At 53.0% G+C, this 18,766-nt stretch carries 21 protein-coding genes; 11 read left to right on the forward strand and 10 right to left on the reverse strand.

Annotated features, from left to right (window positions below):
* Window positions 1-113: 113 nt before the first annotated feature.
* Together fieF and cpxP are read right to left on the reverse strand one after the other, a co-directional pair.
* Window positions 114-1,016 carry a CDF family cation-efflux transporter FieF gene (gene fieF / locus NNO08_RS08975; protein WP_137381453.1) on the reverse strand — a complete coding sequence of 301 codons (903 nt, stop codon included), beginning with the start codon at window positions 1,014-1,016 and terminating at the stop codon, window positions 114-116.
* A 147-nt stretch (window positions 1,017-1,163) separates the two neighbouring features.
* Entirely contained in the window at window positions 1,164-1,664 is a 501-nt protein-coding gene (cpxP, locus tag NNO08_RS08980; protein WP_137381452.1) for a cell-envelope stress modulator CpxP, read from the reverse strand.
* Window positions 1,665-1,814: 150 nt separating this feature from the next.
* Between cpxP and cpxR the strand changes: the two genes are divergently transcribed.
* Together cpxR and cpxA are read left to right on the forward strand one after the other, a co-directional pair.
* Window positions 1,815-2,513: an envelope stress response regulator transcription factor CpxR gene (gene cpxR, locus NNO08_RS08985; protein ID WP_048214010.1), complete on the forward strand. Its 699-nt coding sequence runs from the start codon at window positions 1,815-1,817 to the stop codon at window positions 2,511-2,513.
* Window positions 2,510-3,883: an envelope stress sensor histidine kinase CpxA gene (gene cpxA / locus NNO08_RS08990; protein ID WP_137381451.1), complete on the forward strand. Its 1,374-nt coding sequence runs from the start codon at window positions 2,510-2,512 to the stop codon at window positions 3,881-3,883. The genes cpxR and cpxA overlap by 4 nt, the downstream gene beginning before the upstream one ends.
* A 51-nt stretch (window positions 3,884-3,934) precedes the next feature.
* Here cpxA and NNO08_RS08995 read toward each other — a convergent pair whose 3' ends face one another.
* Window positions 3,935-4,336, reverse strand: a complete 402-nt coding sequence (locus NNO08_RS08995) for a nuclear transport factor 2 family protein (protein ID WP_271456584.1) — start codon at window positions 4,334-4,336, stop codon at window positions 3,935-3,937.
* On the reverse strand, window positions 4,336-5,037 hold the full coding sequence (yiiM, locus tag NNO08_RS09000; protein WP_271441478.1) for a 6-hydroxyaminopurine reductase: 702 nt from the start codon (window positions 5,035-5,037) through the stop codon (window positions 4,336-4,338). The genes NNO08_RS08995 and yiiM overlap by 1 nt, the downstream gene beginning before the upstream one ends.
* A gap of 152 nt (window positions 5,038-5,189) precedes the next feature.
* On the opposite strand from yiiM, the gene NNO08_RS09005 reads away from it, so the two are divergent.
* Window positions 5,190-6,086, forward strand: a complete 897-nt coding sequence (locus tag NNO08_RS09005) for a dihydrodipicolinate synthase family protein (RefSeq protein WP_271456585.1) — start codon at window positions 5,190-5,192, stop codon at window positions 6,084-6,086.
* 41 nt (window positions 6,087-6,127) lie between these two features.
* On the opposite strand, the gene kdgT is transcribed toward NNO08_RS09005, so the two are convergent.
* Window positions 6,128-7,111 (reverse strand): 2-keto-3-deoxygluconate transporter, encoded by a 984-nt coding sequence (gene kdgT, locus NNO08_RS09010; RefSeq protein ID WP_003028743.1) that lies wholly within the window; start codon window positions 7,109-7,111, stop codon window positions 6,128-6,130.
* Window positions 7,112-7,394: 283 nt separating this feature from the next.
* Window positions 7,395-8,015, reverse strand: coding sequence for a superoxide dismutase [Mn] (gene sodA / locus NNO08_RS09015; protein ID WP_003840480.1), 621 nt, complete (start codon window positions 8,013-8,015; stop codon window positions 7,395-7,397).
* Window positions 8,016-8,304: 289 nt separating this feature from the next.
* Between sodA and rhaT the strand changes: the two genes are divergently transcribed.
* On the forward strand, window positions 8,305-9,339 hold the full coding sequence (gene rhaT, locus NNO08_RS09020) for an L-rhamnose/proton symporter RhaT (protein WP_271456586.1): 1,035 nt from the start codon (window positions 8,305-8,307) through the stop codon (window positions 9,337-9,339).
* Here rhaT and rhaR read toward each other — a convergent pair.
* Both rhaR and rhaS read right to left on the reverse strand, forming a co-directional pair.
* Window positions 9,336-10,184, reverse strand: a complete 849-nt coding sequence (gene rhaR, locus NNO08_RS09025; protein WP_271456587.1) for an HTH-type transcriptional activator RhaR — start codon at window positions 10,182-10,184, stop codon at window positions 9,336-9,338. The genes rhaT and rhaR overlap by 4 nt on opposite strands.
* Before the next feature lie 152 nt (window positions 10,185-10,336).
* Window positions 10,337-11,185: an HTH-type transcriptional activator RhaS gene (gene rhaS, locus NNO08_RS09030; protein WP_048214016.1), complete on the reverse strand. Its 849-nt coding sequence runs from the start codon at window positions 11,183-11,185 to the stop codon at window positions 10,337-10,339.
* A 303-nt stretch (window positions 11,186-11,488) separates the two neighbouring features.
* On the opposite strand from rhaS, the gene rhaB reads away from it, so the two are divergent.
* The 5 genes from rhaB to rhaM all read left to right on the forward strand — a co-directional run bounded on the left by rhaB (window position 11,489) and on the right by rhaM (window position 16,717).
* Window positions 11,489-12,958 (forward strand): rhamnulokinase, encoded by a 1,470-nt coding sequence (gene rhaB / locus NNO08_RS09035; protein ID WP_271456588.1) that lies wholly within the window; start codon window positions 11,489-11,491, stop codon window positions 12,956-12,958.
* Complete coding sequence (gene rhaA / locus NNO08_RS09040) at window positions 12,955-14,214, forward strand: L-rhamnose isomerase (protein ID WP_271449564.1); 1,260 nt, start codon at window positions 12,955-12,957, stop codon at window positions 14,212-14,214. Before rhaB ends, rhaA begins: the two co-directional genes overlap by 4 nt.
* A gap of 141 nt (window positions 14,215-14,355) precedes the next feature.
* A complete protein-coding gene (gene rhaD / locus NNO08_RS09045; protein WP_271454382.1) occupies window positions 14,356-15,183 on the forward strand; it encodes a rhamnulose-1-phosphate aldolase in 828 nt (275 codons plus the stop codon).
* 74 nt (window positions 15,184-15,257) lie between these two features.
* Complete coding sequence (gene fucO / locus NNO08_RS09050) at window positions 15,258-16,406, forward strand: lactaldehyde reductase (RefSeq protein ID WP_271456589.1); 1,149 nt, start codon at window positions 15,258-15,260, stop codon at window positions 16,404-16,406.
* Window positions 16,403-16,717, forward strand: a complete 315-nt coding sequence (rhaM, locus tag NNO08_RS09055; RefSeq protein ID WP_271456590.1) for an L-rhamnose mutarotase — start codon at window positions 16,403-16,405, stop codon at window positions 16,715-16,717. The genes fucO and rhaM overlap by 4 nt, the downstream gene beginning before the upstream one ends.
* Before the next feature lie 154 nt (window positions 16,718-16,871).
* Here rhaM and NNO08_RS09060 read toward each other — a convergent pair whose 3' ends face one another.
* Complete coding sequence (locus NNO08_RS09060; RefSeq protein WP_271456591.1) at window positions 16,872-17,420, reverse strand: helix-turn-helix domain-containing protein; 549 nt, start codon at window positions 17,418-17,420, stop codon at window positions 16,872-16,874.
* A gap of 101 nt (window positions 17,421-17,521) precedes the next feature.
* Here NNO08_RS09060 and NNO08_RS09065 point away from each other — a divergent pair, with 101 nt between their 5' ends.
* The gene (locus NNO08_RS09065; RefSeq protein WP_271441470.1) at window positions 17,522-18,181 is read left to right on the forward strand and encodes an AzlC family ABC transporter permease; all 660 of its coding nucleotides are present in this window, start codon (window positions 17,522-17,524) and stop codon (window positions 18,179-18,181) included.
* Complete coding sequence (locus NNO08_RS09070; protein ID WP_137381438.1) at window positions 18,181-18,504, forward strand: AzlD domain-containing protein; 324 nt, start codon at window positions 18,181-18,183, stop codon at window positions 18,502-18,504. Before NNO08_RS09065 ends, NNO08_RS09070 begins: the two co-directional genes overlap by 1 nt.
* 42 nt (window positions 18,505-18,546) lie before the next feature.
* Here NNO08_RS09070 and NNO08_RS09075 read toward each other — a convergent pair whose 3' ends face one another.
* A complete protein-coding gene (locus NNO08_RS09075) occupies window positions 18,547-18,759 on the reverse strand; it encodes a DUF1471 domain-containing protein (protein ID WP_003825262.1) in 213 nt (70 codons plus the stop codon).
* Window positions 18,760-18,766 lie beyond the last annotated feature (7 nt).

Raw genomic sequence — 18,766 nt, forward strand, 5'->3', positions numbered from 1 at the left:
CCAACGAATATGCAGATAGTATAACAATCACTTCCTGCTGAATTGATTCAGGTCAGGCCAAATGGTGGTAATTTATACACAAAATGCTGGCCCGGCTCACTTTTTACAACGAATTATGAAAGCTCAAACATCTTGCCTTCCTTGGGTACGACTGAACAGGGATCCTGGTGAATAATCACATCCGATCCCGGGAAACGCCGTAAAATTGCCTGCTCCACCTGCTCAGCCACTAAATGCGCCTGAACGAGCGGCAGATTATCTTCCATTTCCAAATGAATCTGAATAAAGCGGGTCGGCCCTGACTGCCGCGTGCGAAGATCGTGAGCGCCGCTGACACCTGGCCATGACGTCACTATATCAATAATTTCCTGACGTTCCTCATCGGGTAAGGCGCGATCCAGCAAGGATTGCACTGCCTCATACCCCATGCGTAATGCACTATATAAAATATAGATGCCAATCCCGAGCGCAAACAAGGCATCCGCACGATGCCAACCATACCAGGCCAGTCCAAGCGCAACGAGAATCGCACCGTTCATCATAACATCAGACTGATAATGAAGCATATCTGCCCGTACAGCCTGACTTTGCGTACGTTTCACCACCCAGCGCTGAAACGTGACCAGAATGATAGTACAAATTAACGCAATAACGGTGACAACTACCCCGACACCCGGATCTTTCATCGGCGTCGGTTGGATGAGATGCTGAATCCCGGTCAGGAATAAAAACAACGCCGAACCGGAAATAAACATACTTTGCGCTAGCGCCGCCAGAGATTCAGCTTTCCCGTGCCCAAACGTGTGCTCATCATCTGCTGGCTGCAACGAATAACGCACCACCAACAGATTGGTTAGCGACGCAGCGATATCGACCAGGGAATCCACCAATGCCGCCAGAATACTGACCGATCCGGTGTACCACCACGCAAAAATTTTGATCAAAAGTAACAGAGAAGCCATCACGGTCGCAGCGATTGCCGCCCGACTGACCAGTCGCCCATAGGTTTGATTCATAAACACTCCTGCCAGAATATGCCGCTAGTATAACGGATGAAGTAAAACAGTCAGGCAATAACCGAGTGACAAATTTTGGGCAAAAAAAACCCCCACATCATGTGGGGGAAGACAGGGATGGTGTCTATGGCAAGGAAAACAGGGTTACTACTGGGAACGTGAGTTGCTACTACTCAATAAATTCAACGATGAGCTTTTTTGCCATTGCGTTACATCGCGCAGTTGCTCCATTCGTTGTTCATGTTTCTCATTTAAAACCGCTTGCTGCTCGGGCGTTAACAGGCGATACATCTGGTTGCGGACCCTGGCTATTTCAACCTGGCGGGCAACCTGTTCTTGTGCCATTTTTTCTGCCTGAGCGCGCACAGCGCTTTCATCAAATTTCTCTGCGGTGACAAGACGATGCATTGTCTCCATTTCGCTAACATTTACAGGAGGCTGTTCGTGTCTTGCCTGCTGCATTAAATCTCGCATCTGTTGACGTTGATGTTCGGTTAAACTGATACCGTCAAACATGTGGCTCTGTACGCTGCGCTGCGATGAGCCTTCACCCAGGTGCCAGTGATCGCCTGTGACGACTTCAGCTGCATGGCTTAAAGTACTGAGTGCCAGCGTTGAGGCCATGACGGCAGCGGTAACTTTGCCCATCACTTGCTCCCAAAATCTTTTCTGTCGCGATTCAACGAGAGACAGTTTACGATTCGGGCTGCAAACATGCGTCAGGGGGTGTAAAACAACGTAAAGTCATAGATTAGCGACGCCTGATGACGTAATTTCTGCCTCGGAGGTACGTAAACAATGAATAAAATCCTGTTAGTTGATGATGACCGAGAGCTGACTTCCCTGTTAAAGGAGTTGCTCGAAATGGAAGGTTTCGATGTGCTGGTTGCCCATGATGGGGAGCAGGCACTTGAGCTTCTGGATGACAGCATCGATTTACTTTTGCTCGACGTCATGATGCCGAAGAAAAACGGCATCGATACACTGAAAGCGCTTCGCCAGACACACCAGACGCCCGTAATCATGCTGACCGCTCGCGGCAGCGAATTGGATCGCGTACTCGGCCTTGAGCTGGGTGCAGACGACTATTTACCCAAACCCTTTAACGACCGCGAACTGGTTGCGCGTATCCGCGCTATTCTGCGCCGCTCTCACTGGAGCGAACAACAGCAGACCAGCGATAATGGCTCGCCGACGCTGGAAGTGGATGCGTTAAGCCTGAATCCGGGTCGCCAGGAAGCCAGCTTTGATGGGCAAACCCTGGAGTTAACCGGCACCGAATTCACCCTGCTTTATTTACTGGCACAGCATCTCGGCCAGGTCGTTTCTCGTGAACACCTGAGTCAGGAAGTCCTGGGTAAACGCCTGACGCCGTTTGACCGCGCTATCGACATGCACATCTCGAACCTACGTCGTAAGCTGCCAGAGCGGAAAGACGGGCACCCGTGGTTTAAAACCTTGCGTGGTCGCGGCTACCTGATGGTCTCCGCTTCATGATAGGAAGCTTAACCGCACGCATCTTTGCCATTTTCTGGTTAACGCTGGCGCTGGTGTTGATGTTGGTACTGATGCTGCCCAAGCTCGACTCACGTCAGATGACCGAGCTACTGGACAGCGAGCAGCGCCAGGGGTTGATGATCGAGCAACACGTTGAAGCTGAGCTGGCAAACGACCCACCCAACGATCTGATGTGGTGGCGTCGCTTGTTCCGTGCTATCGACAAGTGGGCACCGCCAGGACAGCGGTTATTGCTTGTCACTACAGAAGGACGTGTGATCGGCGCAGAACGCAACGAAATGCAGATCATTCGTAACTTTATTGGTCAGGCTGATAACGCTGACCATCCGCAGAAGAAAAAATATGGTCGCGTTGAGATGGTCGGGCCCTTCTCCGTCAGAGACGGTGAAGATAACTACCAGTTGTATCTCATTCGACCAGCCAGCAGTTCACAGTCTGATTTCATCAACCTGTTGTTTGACCGGCCCCTGTTGCTGCTGATCGTCACCATGCTCGTCAGCTCGCCGCTGCTGCTTTGGCTGGCATGGAGCCTGGCGAAACCAGCGCGTAAGCTGAAAAATGCGGCGGATGAGGTGGCACAGGGTAACCTGCGTCAGCATCCGGAACTGGAAGCCGGCCCGCAGGAATTTCTGGCGGCAGGTGCCAGTTTTAACCAGATGGTGACCGCGCTGGAACGCATGATGACCACACAGCAACGCCTGCTGTCGGACATCTCTCACGAGTTGAGAACGCCACTAACACGTTTGCAACTGGGGACTGCGCTGCTGCGCCGTCGTAGCGGTGAGAGCAAAGAGCTGGAGCGCATTGAAACAGAAGCGCATCGGCTGGACAGCATGATCAACGACCTGCTGGTGATGTCGCGTAATCAGCAGAAGAACGCGCTGGTCAGTGAAACCGTGAAGGCTAATCAGCTATGGGGCGACGTGTTGGATAACGCCGCCTTTGAAGCCGAGCAGATGGGCAAATCGCTTACCGTGAATTTCCCGCCGGGACCGTGGCCGCTGTATGGCAACCCGAACGCACTGGAAAGCGCATTGGAAAACATTGTGCGTAATGCCCTGCGCTATTCACATACGAAGATTGAAGTTGGCTTCGCGGTGGATATTGACGGGATTACCATCACCGTAGACGACGATGGTCCAGGCGTGAGTCCTGAAGACAGAGAGCAGATTTTCCGTCCATTCTATCGCACCGATGAAGCGCGCGATCGTGAGTCCGGTGGGACAGGTCTGGGTCTGGCGATTGTTGAAACCGCTATTCAGCAGCATCGAGGCTGGGTGAAGGCAGAGGACAGTCCGCTGGGAGGTCTACGTCTGGTGCTTTGGCTACCGCTGTACAAACGTACCTAATCAATTTCGGCCTACATCGTGTAGGCCGATTTTTTATACACCATCACAGGTTTACGCCAGGCGGGAAATTTCTGGCGCGAGGATCCACTCTGCGCTGTCATTCCACACATCCATATGGGTAATTTTTCCTTCACGGACTTCGAAGCGATCGATATAACGGTTGCCCGCAAACGCACGACCATCAGGCCATTCGCCATACAGCGTACCGTTCGAATAAACCACTACGCAGTCTTCGTGCGCTACCGCATCAAACTCACCCAGCGCTTTTTTTACCCACTTATAGCGTTCGCCATTAAAGCGGGCAATATCCGCTGCACCGGCCATTTCTCGCCGTCCGGTAAAGGTAATCTTCACCTCAGGATGCGTAAACGTCGCTGCACGCTCAGCATCGGGGATCATCGAGGCAATCAGAAACGCTTTAACAATTGCCACCGCATTTTCAGATTCAGTCATTACACTTCCGTCCTTTCCTGAGGGGGATGACTGCCCCATAACCGTCGGGCATTGTCTTCAATTTTGCCACTCAGGCGACGTTTCTGCATTGTCCTGGTCCAGCTTTTCGATAATCCTGCCGCTGACAGCAGGCGGTGATACTGGTCATCGTCAAACGGCATATGCCACGCAATGGCAATGGCCTCCCGCAGACTGACATCGCTCACACGCGACACCAGTTCCAGCGGCGCATCCGCGGACACTTGCCCCGGCGCGATAACACTGTACAACCAGCCTATCTTCCCCGAAGCCTGCATCTGACTGGCCATATCGCTAATGCCAAAATGGAAATTCAGCTTAAAACACGGTGAACGCGGCTGTGTGACCTGAATCAGCGCCTCGCCCCACTGGAAAATATCGCCGATATAGACATTCTCTTCTGTCAGCCCAAGCGTCGAGAGATTCTCCCCAAAGGCGGGGGCGACAAATAACTCCGCCTGTTCGGGGAATTCTTGTATCCAGTGCTGATAGTGTTCACGCGGATAGTGGCACAGCGCGCGATCCGGCCCGCCATGAATTTTAGTCTCCGCCTGTTCATCGCCCGTGAGCCCCAGATCGGTCAGCATCAACTCGCCATCAACCTGAACTTTAGCAATCGCGCTGGGACGGCTTCCCGTGTAGTCCCGAATCTTGCCTGTAAAAACATCGACCGGATATCGCATCTGTTCCCTCTCCCGATAAATTTCTTCCATTACACCATATTTATTTTACCCCAGTCGCTCAAAATGAGAGCACGGTTCACATGAAAATTAGGGACACATGCTATCAATGTAATCTTGTTTTGAAACATCATTTCAATTAAGGAGTCGACAACGTGACTGGTCAATCGCAATTTGCTGGCGTCTGGTGTCCTTCCATTACGCCAATGGACAATGATGGCAAGATCGATCTCAATGGTCTGAGCCAGCATCTCAAACGCCTTACTGAGGCAAAAATCGACGTTATTTTGTTGATGGGCAGCATTGGGGAATTTGCTTCCTTTACGCTCGAAGAAAGGCTGTTGCTGATCCGTGAAGCCCGTACGATGAGCTCGCTGAAGATGGTCGCGAACGTCTCATCCACCTGCCAGAATGATGTTTTGTTGATGGCCCAGGAGGCGCATCGCGCCGGTTACGATGCCGTCATGATCCTGCCGCCCTACTACTACGGACAAACGGCGAAACAGCTGCTGAGCTACTTCCGTCAGTTGGGGCAGAAACTCAGCGGTAAATGGTTTGCTTATAACTTCCCGGCACGCACCGGCTGCGATTTAACCCCCGAATTGGTAGCCACCCTCGCCGCTGAGTTCCCGAATTTTGCTGGCATTAAAGACACCGTCGACTGTCAGTCCCATACCCGCAGCATGATTCAGACCACCCGAGCCGTGCGGGAGGATTTTGCCGTGCTGTCCGGCTATGACGAATACTACATTCCCAACCTGTTGGCAGGTGGCGCGGGGATCATCTCGGGCCTCAACAACGTTATGCCTGAGCTATTTGTCAGCGCACGCGAGGCGTTTAAGCAGGGCGATCTGGCGGTGCTGCGTGAGATTCAGGATAAGATTGGCACCTACATGTCCATCTACGCCATCGGCGAGGATTTTGTCACTACCATCAAGACCGTTGTGTCACGGAAGTTTGGCTATTGCACCGGAGTATCACGAAACGCGGGTGGAGAGTTGAACGAGAGTGAGTGTCGGACTATTGATGAGGTGTTCGTCGTCAAAGGTTAACGCATTAAGCCGGATGGTGCAGACCATCCGGCAAAAGAGGCTTACTTCACGGTACCGCGAAGATCAATTTCCGCCGCTCTGGCTTTGGCTCTTTTCGACCAGATGGATGTGATAATCGGTACGAGGATCGAGGTTACAATCACTGAGGTCGCCACCAGGGAGGTGGCCGCTGGTGCCATCGGTTTGAACGCCGGAACCATTTCAGCAATCAGCACCGGTGTGGCAACGGCCGCACCAGCAGAACTGGACGCCGCAATCCCCGCAGTACCATCCCCACCACCAATCAGTTTATCGGCAATAATCAACGGAATGCCGGTAATGATAATGACCGCTACGCCCAACAGAATACCCAGAACGCCAGTCTGCGCAATGACGCTCAAATCAATAGTGTTACCCAATGCGAAGGCAAAGAAAGGGATCAGCGTCTGCACGGCTTTACTGAAGAATTCCCGCAGCTCAGGATCCAGATTACCCAGCGCAAAACCAATCAGGAACGGCAATACCGCCCCCACAAATACATGCGGTTCAAACGACGCAATCCCGGCGGTTCCCAGAATGACCATGGTCATCAACGGACCTGACTCCAGCGACATCAGGACAAACGCCCCAGCCTCTTCTTTGGTGCCGTATTGCTGCATGATCGAGGCATACAGCCCGCCGTTAGTCATATCCATTGCAGCCACCAGCGCCAGCGTGGACAACCCGGCGAAGAACCCCACTTCCACGCCATGTTCAGGAAGAATGCGCGATGCAATTGCCGCTACCACCCATGCGACCAGGATCTTGGTTATCACTAACGTGCCGGATTTACGCAGTACGGTTCCGGTAGCGCTCAGCTTAATCGACGCCCCCATGCAAAAGAACCAGACGGCCAGAATCGGCACCGTACCGGTGATCATACCGTTGGTAAATGAGCCGAAGTATTTCCCGGCACCGGGTGAAAAGGTGTGACATAACGCGCCCAGAAAAAGTGGTACTAACATCATACCGCCTGGGATTTTCTCTATCGTACGTTTGATCTGCATTTCCATCACCTGTAGACATAAAAATGGGGCAATTTTTATGGGCGACTGCATCTTGCTTTTGAGATGCGCCCGTCTTGATGAAAAGAAGATAGACATTCAGAGAAACTATAAAAGTGATCCCACTCGCATAATAAAACCTTGTTTCAATTTAAATGGATCAATGTTCCTATGTTGATTTTGATCACAAAAAAGCCCCCACAGGCATCGCTTGCAGGGGCTGTATCACGTCATCAGATCCCGACCTGATCAGCATAACGTTCTCAGGTTTCAGGCATCATTAAACTTATTTTTTTGCGGCAAAACGCGCTGCGGCTTCGTCCCAGTTCACTACGTTCCAGAACTCTTTGATGTAGTCCGGGCGACGGTTCTGGAATTTCAGGTAGTAAGCGTGTTCCCAGACGTCCAGGCCCACAATTGGGAAGCCGGAAGCACCAGAGATAGCTTCACCCATCAGCGGGGAATCCTGGTTAGCGGTGGAAACAACAGCCAGTTTGTCACCTTTCAGAACCAGCCACGCCCAGCCGGAACCGAAACGAGTGGCTGCTGCTTTTTCAAATTCAGCTTTGAAGTTGTCAACGGAACCGAAGTCACGTTCGATAGCCGCTTTCAGGTCGCCCTGCAGCGTGGTACCGGTTTTCAGGCCTTTCCAGAACAGGCTGTGGTTAGCGTGACCGCCAGCGTTGTTACGCAGAACGGTTTTCTTATCCGCAGGCAGCTGATCCAGTTTGGTAATCAGCTCTTCAGCAGACAGGCTCGCGAATTCAGGCAGGCTTTCCAGCGCAGCATTAGCGTTGTTTACGTAAGCCTGGTGGTGTTTGGTATGGTGGATTTCCATCGTCTGCTTATCGAAGTGCGGTTCAAGGGCATCATAAGCGTACGGCAGGGATGGCAGTGTATAACTCATAATCATCTCCAGTATTGTCGGGCGGCCAGTGTTAACGCCGCGTAAGCAGTTGGGTCATTATAGTTAATTAAATGATATTGAAAATGATTATCAATGCCGTACTTTTTACAGGGTCTTAATTATTCATCACCATTACTGAAGATGTGAGCCAAATCACCCAGTTAACGTGATGATTGCCAACAAGAGGACAAAGGCGGCAATCGTCAAAAGGTTAATCATCTGCGTAATTTTTAAACTCGTTGTGTCGGAGGGGTTATGACCGACGATAAAAAATAACGAGGATTCAGTCATGAGTAACGCGATTACGATGGGTATTTTTTGGCATTTGATAGGTGCAGCCAGCGCAGCCTGTTTCTATGCCCCGTTCAAACAAGTTAAACATTGGTCATGGGAAACAATGTGGTCGGTTGGCGGGATCGTCTCCTGGCTTATCCTGCCATGGACCATCAGCGCCATGTTGCTTCCCAATTTCTGGGCCTACTTCAGCTCTTTTAGCCTCTCCACGCTGGCACCGGTATTCCTGTTTGGCGCGATGTGGGGGATCGGTAATATCAACTATGGCCTGACCATGCGCTATCTCGGCATGTCGATGGGGATTGGTATTGCGATTGGTATTACCCTGATTGTCGGCACGCTGATGACCCCTATCATCAACGGTAACTTTGATGTGCTGATCAACACCAATGGCGGACGCATGACGCTACTGGGCGTATTGGTCGCGCTGATCGGCGTGGGCATTGTGACCCGCGCAGGGCAGTTGAAAGAACGTAAAATGGGCATCAAAGCAGAAGAGTTCAACCTGAAGAAGGGGCTGGTACTGGCGGTAATGTGCGGCATTTTCTCTGCCGGGATGTCCTTTGCGATGAACGCGGCGAAACCCATGCACGATGCTGCTGCCGCGCTGGGCGTCGATCCGCTGTACGTCGCGCTGCCAAGCTATGTCGTCATCATGGGCGGCGGTGCTTTAGTCAACCTGGGCTTCTGTTTTATTCGTCTGGCAAAAGTGAAAGATCTTTCGATAAAAGCCGACTTCTCGTTAGCCAAACCGCTGATCATCACCAACGTGCTGCTGTCCGCGCTCGGTGGTCTGATGTGGTATCTACAATTCTTCTTCTACGCCTGGGGCCACGCTCGCATTCCGGCGCAGTATGATTATGTCAGCTGGATGCTGCACATGAGCTTCTATGTCCTGTGCGGTGGTATTGTTGGTCTGGTGCTGAAAGAGTGGAAAAACGCGGGCCGCCGTCCGGTCAGCGTACTGAGCCTCGGCTGCGTGGTCATTATTCTCGCGGCAAATATTGTCGGTCTGGGAATGGCCAGTTAATCATTCGGGCTGCTGAGATGACGCCACTGGCTCGGCGTCATCCCGGTTTCTCGCGTGAATACCACCGAAAAGTAATTACTGTCTTCAAAGCCGCAGCGCATAGAAATTTCACCGATCATCAGTCTGCTGTGCTTGAGCAGATACTGAGCATGGCAAACCCGCACCTGGCGGAGATACTGGTTGATGGTCATTCCGGTCTGGCTGCGAAACTGCTGACGCAAAACTCGCTCACTGCACTGTTCCTGCTCGCAGAATTTATCCAGCGCAAAGGCATGTTCATGACTCCCGGCCAACGCGGTAATCAACTTATCCAACAACGTTTCACTTGATGTCGCTGGCAGCGTATCCGTGGCATAGCGATGCCGTTTGAAATGAGTCACCAGTTGCCCAAACAGCAATTCAGCCATTTCAAAAGCCAGCGGGTCACGCTGATTACTCTCGTGTTCAAGCTGACTAATTATCTGCCGGGCCTGGGACATACCAGCGCTGCCAAGCCGCCAGTGGGGCTGTCGCGGCGAGCCGTTAAATCCTGGGATCGCGCTTTCCCAGCCGACATTCAGCGTCAGCCGTTCCGGGCAGTAAATGATATTTTGCAGGACGAGATCGTTAACTGAGGTGTAGGAGTGTTTGTCTTCGGCACGGATATAAAACAGATCGCCACGGGTTATCCGGTACGGGCGATCGTTGAGAACATGCAGGCCATTGCCGCGCCACACCATCACCAGCTCGCAAAACTCATGAGTATGTTCGGCAAACACATCCTGCGGGTAACGATCGGCCACCGCGACGGCCTGTTGGTCATTCGCAAAAAAGTCTGATTTCAGAAGGACCAGATGATTCATCATCACATCACCTCAACCTGAACGCTTGCCAGGTGCGCTACGCTTATCCGGTCTACAAGGCATCCACGTAGGCCGGATAAGGCACAGCCGCCATCCGGCATAAAAGGGTATGATTATCAGCAAACGGACGGAAAAAAACGTTGATAGCTTTCGCGTTACTGGAGGCTGCTTCCAGTAATGACATCGCGTCCCTGTCGGATATCGCGCGGCGACCAGTTAAACTCCCGGCGAAACAGCGTCGAAAAATGGTTACTGTCACCAAACCCGCAGCGATAAGCGATGTCCGTCACGCTGTCATCACTGTGACGTAGCAAATGGCGGGCTTTGATAAGCCGTAGGCGGTTGAGATAGCGCTGTGGCGTCAGCCCGGTCTGTTGTTTAAGCTGACGGTGCAAAGTACGTAAAGAGAGCGAAAACTGCTCGGCTACGGCTTCCCAGCACACTTCGTCGGCAAAATTATCCTCCAGCCATGCCAGTAGTTGGTTCAGTCGCGCATCATTATCTGTTGCCGCTTCCATCAGGCTACTTTTACGCAACAGTACCAACAACTGCATGAACAAGATCTCACGATTTGCCGCCGTTGGGGTATCCATTGCCTCACCAAGATTTTCCATTTGTCCCACCAGATGCCGAACCTGCTGCAGCACGCTCTGATTCACCCGCCAGTGCGATGGATATTGCCCATTCAGCTCCTGGGGTAACAACTGATTCAGCCCGGCCAAAAACTGAAACGCATCCGGGGAACGATACAGAATATTGGTCAGACACAGGTTGTCAGTATGTTCATATAAGTGTCTGTCATGATCGCGGACAAAACACACCGTTCCCCCGCTAATGGTATAAGGCTGTCCATTGAATACATGAATTCCCGTACCATGCTCAACCACTACAATTTCATGAAAATCATGATGATGCTCTGGAAAAGCAGGCTGAGGAAGCCGGGGTTCAATCGCCACGGGCGCTTTACCTGTCGGAAAAAAATCCACGCAATGCAATACGGTCATGATGACATCCACCCCGATCAAATGAACATGGCTGAATAGTAATTAAGGGTTATCACCCTCACCTTAAATTTTTGACGCCAAAGTGCGTAAACACGGTCAATTCTTCAAGAAATAGCGGGAAAGATCGGGAATTGCGAAAGGGCTCACATCAGAAGAAACCATCCCTATTAGTAGAAACTGTGAACGCTATCACGTTCACCTTTGCCATGCTGCCAGCCGCCTATTGTCGTTGTCATTAACAAGAAGGTACGCCATTTCACGGGTTCTTAGACTGAGTGCAATGAAACTCAGAAGGACCTCGCTATGACTCTTCGCCATTGTGTCGCTGTTGATCTCGGTGCATCCAGTGGACGCGTAATGTTGGCGCGTTACGACAGTGAACACCGTACCCTGACACTGCGTGAAATCCACCGCTTTGTTAACTGCCTGCAAAAAACAGACGGTTTTGACACCTGGGACATCGACAGCCTGGAAAACGACATTCGCCTCGGTCTGCAGAAAGTCTGCGATCAAGGCATTCGGATCGACAGCATCGGCATTGATACCTGGGGCGTGGATTATGTCCTGATCGATAAAAACGGTCAGCGTGTCGGATTGCCAGTCTCTTATCGCGATAGCCGCACCAACGGCATTATGTCGCGGGCCATGACGCAGCCAGGTCAAAGTGACATTTATCGCCGTAGCGGCATTCAGTTTCTGCCCTTTAATACCCTGTATCAGTTCCGCGCGCTGGTCGAACAGCAACCAAAACTGATCCCCCAGGTGGCGCATGCCCTGCTGATCCCCGATTACTTCAGCTATCGCCTGACCGGAGAAATGAACTGGGAATATACCAACGCCACCACCACCCAGTTGGTCAATATCAACACCGACGACTGGGACGAAACCCTGCTTGCCTGGAGTGGTGCCGACAAAGCGTGGTTTGGCCGCCCCACGCATCCGGGGAACGTAATTGGTCACTGGATTTGCCCGCAGAAAAATCAAATCCCGGTGGTTGCCGTCGCCAGCCATGACACCGCCAGTGCGGTGATCGCTTCACCGCTGGCCGATAAACACAGCGCATACCTCTCTTCAGGCACCTGGTCACTGATGGGTTTTGAAAGCCGAACCCCATATGCCAACGATGCGGCACTGGCGGCGAATATCACCAACGAAGGCGGCGCGGAAGGACGCTACCGCGTGCTGAAAAACATCATGGGGCTGTGGCTACTCCAGCGCGTGTTAAAAGAGCGGCAGATAACCGACCTGCCTGCGCTTATCGCCCAAACCCAGGCGCTGCCGGCCTGCCAGTTTCTGATTAACCCCAACGACGAGCGCTTTATCAATCCTGACGACATGAGCGCGGAAATTCAGGCAGCCTGCCGCGAATCTGGCCTGCCAGTGCCGATGCAGGATGCCGAACTGGCGCGCTGCATTTTCGACAGTCTGGCGTTGCTGTACGCCGATATCCTGCAGGAACTGGCTGAGCTTCGCGGCGAAGCATTTCACCAACTGCACATCGTCGGTGGTGGATGCCAGAACGCATTACTCAACCAACTTTGCGCGGATGCCTGCGGTATTCGCGTCATATCCGGGCCTATTGAGGCCTCCACGCTCGGCAATATTGGCGTCCAGTTGATGACGCTGGATGAGCTAAACAACGTCGATGATTTCCGCCAGGTGGTACGCGCTAACTACGACCTGACAACCTTCATCCCCAATCCTGAAAGTGAAATTGCCCGCCACAAAGCGCAGTTTCAACCATTACGACAGACAAAGGAGCTTTGCGCATGACCACTCAACTTGAACAAGCCTGGGAACTGGCAAAACTGCGTTTCGCAGCGGTAGGTATTGATGTCGAGGAAGCATTACGCCAGCTCGATCGTCTGCCGGTCTCCATGCACTGCTGGCAGGGCGACGACGTAGCCGGATTCGAAAACCCGGAAGGTTCGCTCACAGGTGGAATTCAGGCAACCGGTAACTATCCGGGCAAAGCGCGTAACGCCAGCGAACTGCGTGCCGATCTGGAGCAGGCACTCAGTCTGATCCCTGGCCCTAAACGTCTGAATCTGCATGCCATTTATCTGGAATCAGAGACGCCGGTTGCCCGCGACCAAATCAAACCCGAACACTTCAAAAACTGGGTGGAATGGGCAAAAGTGAACCGCTTAGGGCTGGATTTCAACCCATCTTGCTTCTCACACCCGCTGAGTGCCGACGGTTTCACGCTGGCGCACGCCGACGACCATATCCGCCAGTTCTGGATTGACCACTGTAAAGCCAGCCGCCGCGTTTCTGCGTATTTCGGCGAGCAACTGGGTACGCCGTCGGTGATGAACATCTGGATCCCCGATGGCATGAAAGACATCACTGTTGACCGTTTAGCGCCGCGCCAGCGTCTGCTGGAAGCGCTGGATGACGTGATCAGCGAGAAGTTCGACCCGGCGCACCATATCGATGCCGTTGAGAGCAAGCTATTTGGTATCGGCGCTGAAAGCTACACCGTCGGCTCTAACGAGTTCTATATGGGTTATGCCACCAGCCGCCAGACAGCATTGTGCCTGGATGCAGGTCACTTCCATCCGACTGAAGTCATTTCCGACAAGATCTCCGCCGCCATGCTGTACGTGCCGCGCCTGCTGCTGCATGTCAGCCGTCCAGTTCGTTGGGATAGCGACCACGTGGTGCTGCTGGACGATGAAACTCAGGCGATTGCCAGTGAGATCGTGCGCCACAACCTGTTCGACCGCGTACACATTGGCCTCGACTTCTTCGACGCCTCAATCAATCGCATTGCCGCATGGGTTATCGGTACCCGCAACATGAAAAAAGCCCTGTTACGTGCACTGTTAGAGCCAACCGAACAGTTACGTCAGCTCGAAGCCAGCGGCGACTACACCGCCCGTCTGGCCCTGCTGGAAGAACAAAAATCGCTGCCGTGGCAGGCCGTCTGGGAGATGTACTGCCAGCGTCACGACACCCCAGCCGGTAGCCAGTGGCTGGAAAGTGTGCGCGCTTATGAAAAAGAGATTCTGAGCCAACGTAGCTAAGCGTGACGCCAGGCTGTAGGCCGGATAAGACGCCCTGCGTCGCCATCCGGCAGTGAATGAAACACGATTGCCGGATGGCGCTGCGCTTATCCGGCCAGCGTAAGACCCGATAACGTTCGGGCAATAAACAGGAACACCGACATGCATAACATTACCACGTCCTGGTTCGTCCAGGGGATGATCAAAGCGACTTCTGATGCCTGGCTGAAAGGCTGGGATGAGCGCAACGGCGGTAACCTGACGTTACGTCTTGATGAAGCAGATATTGCGCCATTTAGCGCCGATTTCCACGAAAAACCGCGCTATATTGCGCTGAGTCAGCCTATGCCGATGCTGGCGAACACATCATTTATCGTCACAGGTTCCGGCAAGTTCTTCCGTAATGTTCAGCTCGACCCGGCCGCCAATTTAGGCGTGGTGAAAATTGACAGCGACGGCGCGGGTTATCACATCCTGTGGGGTCTGACCCATGAAGCCGTGCCGACTTCAGAACTGCCGGCCCACTTCCTCTCTCACTGTGAACGCATTAAAGCCACCAACGGCAAAGACCGCGTAATCATGCACTGCCACGCCACCAATCTGATCGCACTGACCTACGTACTGGAAAACAACACGGCACTGATTACCCGTAAGCTGTGGGAAGGCAGCACTGAATGTCTGGTCGTGTTCCCGGATGGCGTCGGCATTCTACCGTGGATGGTACCGGGTACCGATGAGATCGGTCAGGCTACCGCGCAGGAAATGCAGCAACACTCACTGGTACTATGGCCGTTCCACGGCGTATTCGGCAGTGGGCCAACGCTTGACGAAGCGTTCGGCTTGATCGACACCGCAGAAAAATCCGCTGAGGTGTTAGTCAAAATTTATTCGATGGGCGGTATGAAGCAAACCATCACACGTGAAGAGCTGATCGCACTCGGCAAACGTTTTGGCGTGACCCCGCTGACCAGTGCCATAGAGCTGTACTGATACCTCCCCACTCAACGCCGGATGCGGCTTTGCCTTATCCGGCCTACAGGATTTTATTGTTAAGGAGAATAGTGATGAGCTTTATGTTGGCATTACCAAAAATCAGTCTGCATGGCGCAGGGGCAATCCGCGATATGGTGAGCCTTGTGGCGAACAAACAATGGGGCAAAGCGCTGATCGTCACCGATGGCCAACTGGTGAAGCTGGGTTTGCTGGATAGCCTGTTTGCCGCGCTGGATGAACATCAGATGTCTTACCACCTGTTCGACGACGTTTTCCCGAACCCAACCGAAGAGCTGGTACAAAAAGGCTATGCCGCCTATCAGGACGCAGAGTGCGACTACATTATTGCTTTCGGCGGCGGTAGCCCAATCGATACCGCTAAGGCAGTGAAGATCCTGACCGCTAACCCGGGTCCCTCCACGGCGTACTCCGGGGTGGGAAAAGTGAAAAATGCGGGCGTACCGCTGGTTGCCATTAACACCACCGCAGGTACGGCGGCGGAAATGACCAGCAATGCAGTCATTATTGACTCCGCGCGTAAGGTCAAAGAGGTCATTATCGACCCGAACATCATTCCGGATATCGCCGTGGATGATGCCAGCGTGATGCTGGAGATACCGGCGTCCGTGACTGCCGCGACCGGTATGGATGCCCTGACCCACGCCATTGAAGCCTATGTCTCCGTCGGCGCACATCCATTGACCGATGCCAACGCGTTAGAAGCGATTCGCCTGATTAATCTGTGGTTGCCAAAAGCTGTCGACGATGGGCATAACCTTGATGCCCGTGAGCAGATGGCGTTTGGCCAGTATCTCGCGGGCATGGCGTTCAACAGTGCCGGTCTTGGCCTGGTGCATGCGCTGGCGCACCAGCCGGGCGCGACACACAACCTGCCGCACGGCGTTTGCAATGCCATCCTGCTGCCAATAATCGAGAATTTTAATCGCCCCAACGCCGTGGCACGCTTTGCCCGCGTGGCGCAGGCAATGGGTGTCGATACCCGCGACATGACCGATGAGGCAGCAAGTATGGAAGCCATCAACGCGATCCGCACACTGAGCAAACGCGTAGGTATTCCTGTCGGCTTTAGTTCGCTTGGGGTAACCAAAGAAGATATCGAAGGTTGGCTGGACAAAGCGTTGGCCGATCCGTGTGCGCCTTGTAACCCACGCACAGCCAGCCGCGATGAAATCCGCGAGCTGTATCTGGAGGCGTTATGATCCGCAAAGCCTTTGTGATGCAGGTGAATGCCGATGCACACATTGAGTATCAACGTCGTCATAACCCCATCTGGCCCGAGCTGGAAGCAGTGCTGAAAGCCCACGGCGCACATCACTACGCGATTTATCTCGATGAGACGCGCAACCTGCTGTTTGCCACAGTCGAGATCGAGTCCGAAGCGCGCTGGAATGCCGTCGCCGAGACTGAGGTTTGCCAGCGCTGGTGGAAGTATATGCGTGACGTAATGCCCACCAATGCAGACAACAGCCCGGTCAGCTCAGCGCTAAAAGACGTATTTTATCTGCTGTAAGTTATATGCCCGGTGGCGCAAGCTTACCGGGCCTACGGTTTTATTTTTTGTAGGTCGGATAAGCGATAGCGCCATCCGACAATTCAATTTTGCTCAGTCTTGTAGGCCGGATAAGGCACTAACGCGCCGCATCCGGCACAACGCAACATAACAGTTAGTTCTGCTCAGAAACCAGAATCGCCTGGGTATCCGGCTCCAGTGCTTTAAAGATATGGGCTTGATCGGCGGGATAACAGATATAGTCTCCCTCACCCAACGCTTCCGGTGCCTCAGTCAACCCGACCAGCGCCTTCCCCTGCGTCACAATAATATGCTCCACCGATCCCGGTGAATGTGGCTGTGAAATGCGGTCTGCACCGGGTTGCGTCAGCAGCAGGTAGATATCCCGTCGGGCGCCTGGAGGGCAAGCTGCCAATAAAATCGCCTGATAATGGGCCTGTTCCGCCACCACTTTTGTCCCCTCACCGCGGCGAATCACCTGCGTTTTTTGCTCCTGCGGTTCCAGTAATCGGGCAAAGGGGATATCCAGCGCCACACACAGTGACCACAGCGTTTCCAGGCTAGGATTTCCATTACCGGCTTCCAACTGGGAAAGCGTAGATTTTGCAATCCCCGCACGACGTGCAATCTCTGCCAACGACAAACCGGTACGCTGACGTTCGCGCACCAGACTTTTGGCAATCATACTGATGGGTTGGGTCATATTCGACTCTGCGTTTTTTATATCGAACGAATCGTTCGACTTGTAAAGCAATTCTGTTCCGTTCATTATAATGGAAATTCGTTCGATATGGCTAAAACAGTATGAAACATTATTTCTCCAGCCTCAAAGGCGACACGATAAAAGCAATTTTTTTAGTGTGCCTGGCCGTCGGTGTGGTGGGCATGTCCTACGGCTCGCTGGCAATGGCTTACGGCTTCCCAATTTGGGTGCCCTTTGTACTCTCGATTACCGTGCTGGCCGGGGCTTCTGAATTTATGTTCATCGGTATTATCGCCAGCGGCGGAAATCCGTTGGCGGCAGCGGCGGCCGGGTTACTGGTGAATGCCCGACATGTGCCGTTTGGCGTTACGGTACGCGATCTGGTCGGTACTCGCGCCGCCAGCTTTCTCGGCTGCCATATCATGAACGATGAAAGCGTGGTGTTCGGCCTGTCGCAGAAAACACCGGAACAACGTAAAGCTGCCTACTGGTTATGCGGTCTGGGCGTCGCCATTTTCTGGCCAATTGGCACACTGATCGGTGCCGGTGTCGGTAAGCTGCTCCCGGCACCTGAAACCATTGGGTTGGATGCCGTTTTCCCTGCCATTCTGTTGGCCTTAGTGGTTCCGGCCTTTAAAAACCGCACCACGCTCATCCGTGCCTGTAGCGGGGCCGCATTGTCACTCGCATCCGTACCTTTCGCACCGGTAGGCTTGCCGGTACTGCTCTCACTGTTTGGCTTACTGGCGAGGAAAAAATAATGGGTAATATGACGCTGTTTATCGTCGGGATTGCCGTGCTGTCTTTGGGCACATATTTAATGCGCTTAGGGGGAGCAAAACTGGGAGGGCGTTTAGCCTTTTCTGAACGTTCACAGGCGTTGCTTTCTGATGCTGCAACGGTATTACTGTTCTCCGTCGCGCTGGCAACCACCTTTTATGAAGGCGAACACTTTGCCGGCATGGCGCGCGTACTCGGTGTGGGTTTTGCGGTCTTTCTCGCCTGGCGCAAGACGCCATTGATTGTGGTGATTATCGCTGCAGCAGTGGTAACCGCACTGCTGAGAATGGCGGGTATAAACTAAAAAAGCGCCCCTGGGGCGCTCTTTCTACCGTACTGAGATAACTTATTTCAGCAGTTCAGCGGTCATATGCACACGGTTACCGGTGTAAGCCTGAGTGATTTTATAATCGCTGGCACCCGCACGTTCAGCCTGAGCGGCAATTTTAGCTTCAGCGCTTTCCAGTGTGGAGCCGGTCGCTGTAACAGTCTGGGCAGCGAAAGAACCGAAAGAAGTAGCGAGAGCGATAACTGCGACAAAAGTTTTGATGCTTTTCATGATATAA

The organism is Citrobacter sp. Igbk 17, from assembly GCF_028069775.1.
GTDB lineage: Bacteria > Pseudomonadota > Gammaproteobacteria > Enterobacterales > Enterobacteriaceae > Citrobacter.

Coding starts and splice junctions, on each gene's coding strand:
- rhaM (WP_271456590.1), top strand. CDS start 16,403: ATGATCCGCAAAGCCTTTGTGATGCAGGTGAATGCCGATGCACACATT.
- rhaT (WP_271456586.1), top strand. CDS start 8,305: ATGAGTAACGCGATTACGATGGGTATTTTTTGGCATTTGATAGGTGCA.
- rhaR (WP_271456587.1), bottom strand. CDS start 10,184: ATGATGAATCATCTGGTCCTTCTGAAATCAGACTTTTTTGCGAATGAC.
- cpxR (WP_048214010.1), top strand. CDS start 1,815: ATGAATAAAATCCTGTTAGTTGATGATGACCGAGAGCTGACTTCCCTG.
- NNO08_RS09070 (WP_137381438.1), top strand. CDS start 18,181: ATGGGTAATATGACGCTGTTTATCGTCGGGATTGCCGTGCTGTCTTTG.
- yiiM (WP_271441478.1), bottom strand. CDS start 5,037: ATGCGATATCCGGTCGATGTTTTTACAGGCAAGATTCGGGACTACACG.
- NNO08_RS09065 (WP_271441470.1), top strand. CDS start 17,522: ATGAAACATTATTTCTCCAGCCTCAAAGGCGACACGATAAAAGCAATT.
- rhaD (WP_271454382.1), top strand. CDS start 14,356: ATGCATAACATTACCACGTCCTGGTTCGTCCAGGGGATGATCAAAGCG.
- kdgT (WP_003028743.1), bottom strand. CDS start 7,111: ATGCAGATCAAACGTACGATAGAGAAAATCCCAGGCGGTATGATGTTA.
- NNO08_RS09075 (WP_003825262.1), bottom strand. CDS start 18,759: ATGAAAAGCATCAAAACTTTTGTCGCAGTTATCGCTCTCGCTACTTCT.
- cpxA (WP_137381451.1), top strand. CDS start 2,510: ATGATAGGAAGCTTAACCGCACGCATCTTTGCCATTTTCTGGTTAACG.
- rhaB (WP_271456588.1), top strand. CDS start 11,489: ATGACTCTTCGCCATTGTGTCGCTGTTGATCTCGGTGCATCCAGTGGA.
- NNO08_RS09060 (WP_271456591.1), bottom strand. CDS start 17,420: ATGACCCAACCCATCAGTATGATTGCCAAAAGTCTGGTGCGCGAACGT.
- cpxP (WP_137381452.1), bottom strand. CDS start 1,664: ATGGGCAAAGTTACCGCTGCCGTCATGGCCTCAACGCTGGCACTCAGT.
- rhaA (WP_271449564.1), top strand. CDS start 12,955: ATGACCACTCAACTTGAACAAGCCTGGGAACTGGCAAAACTGCGTTTC.
- fucO (WP_271456589.1), top strand. CDS start 15,258: ATGAGCTTTATGTTGGCATTACCAAAAATCAGTCTGCATGGCGCAGGG.
- NNO08_RS08995 (WP_271456584.1), bottom strand. CDS start 4,336: ATGACTGAATCTGAAAATGCGGTGGCAATTGTTAAAGCGTTTCTGATT.
- rhaS (WP_048214016.1), bottom strand. CDS start 11,185: ATGACCGTATTGCATTGCGTGGATTTTTTTCCGACAGGTAAAGCGCCC.
- sodA (WP_003840480.1), bottom strand. CDS start 8,015: ATGAGTTATACACTGCCATCCCTGCCGTACGCTTATGATGCCCTTGAA.
- fieF (WP_137381453.1), bottom strand. CDS start 1,016: ATGAATCAAACCTATGGGCGACTGGTCAGTCGGGCGGCAATCGCTGCG.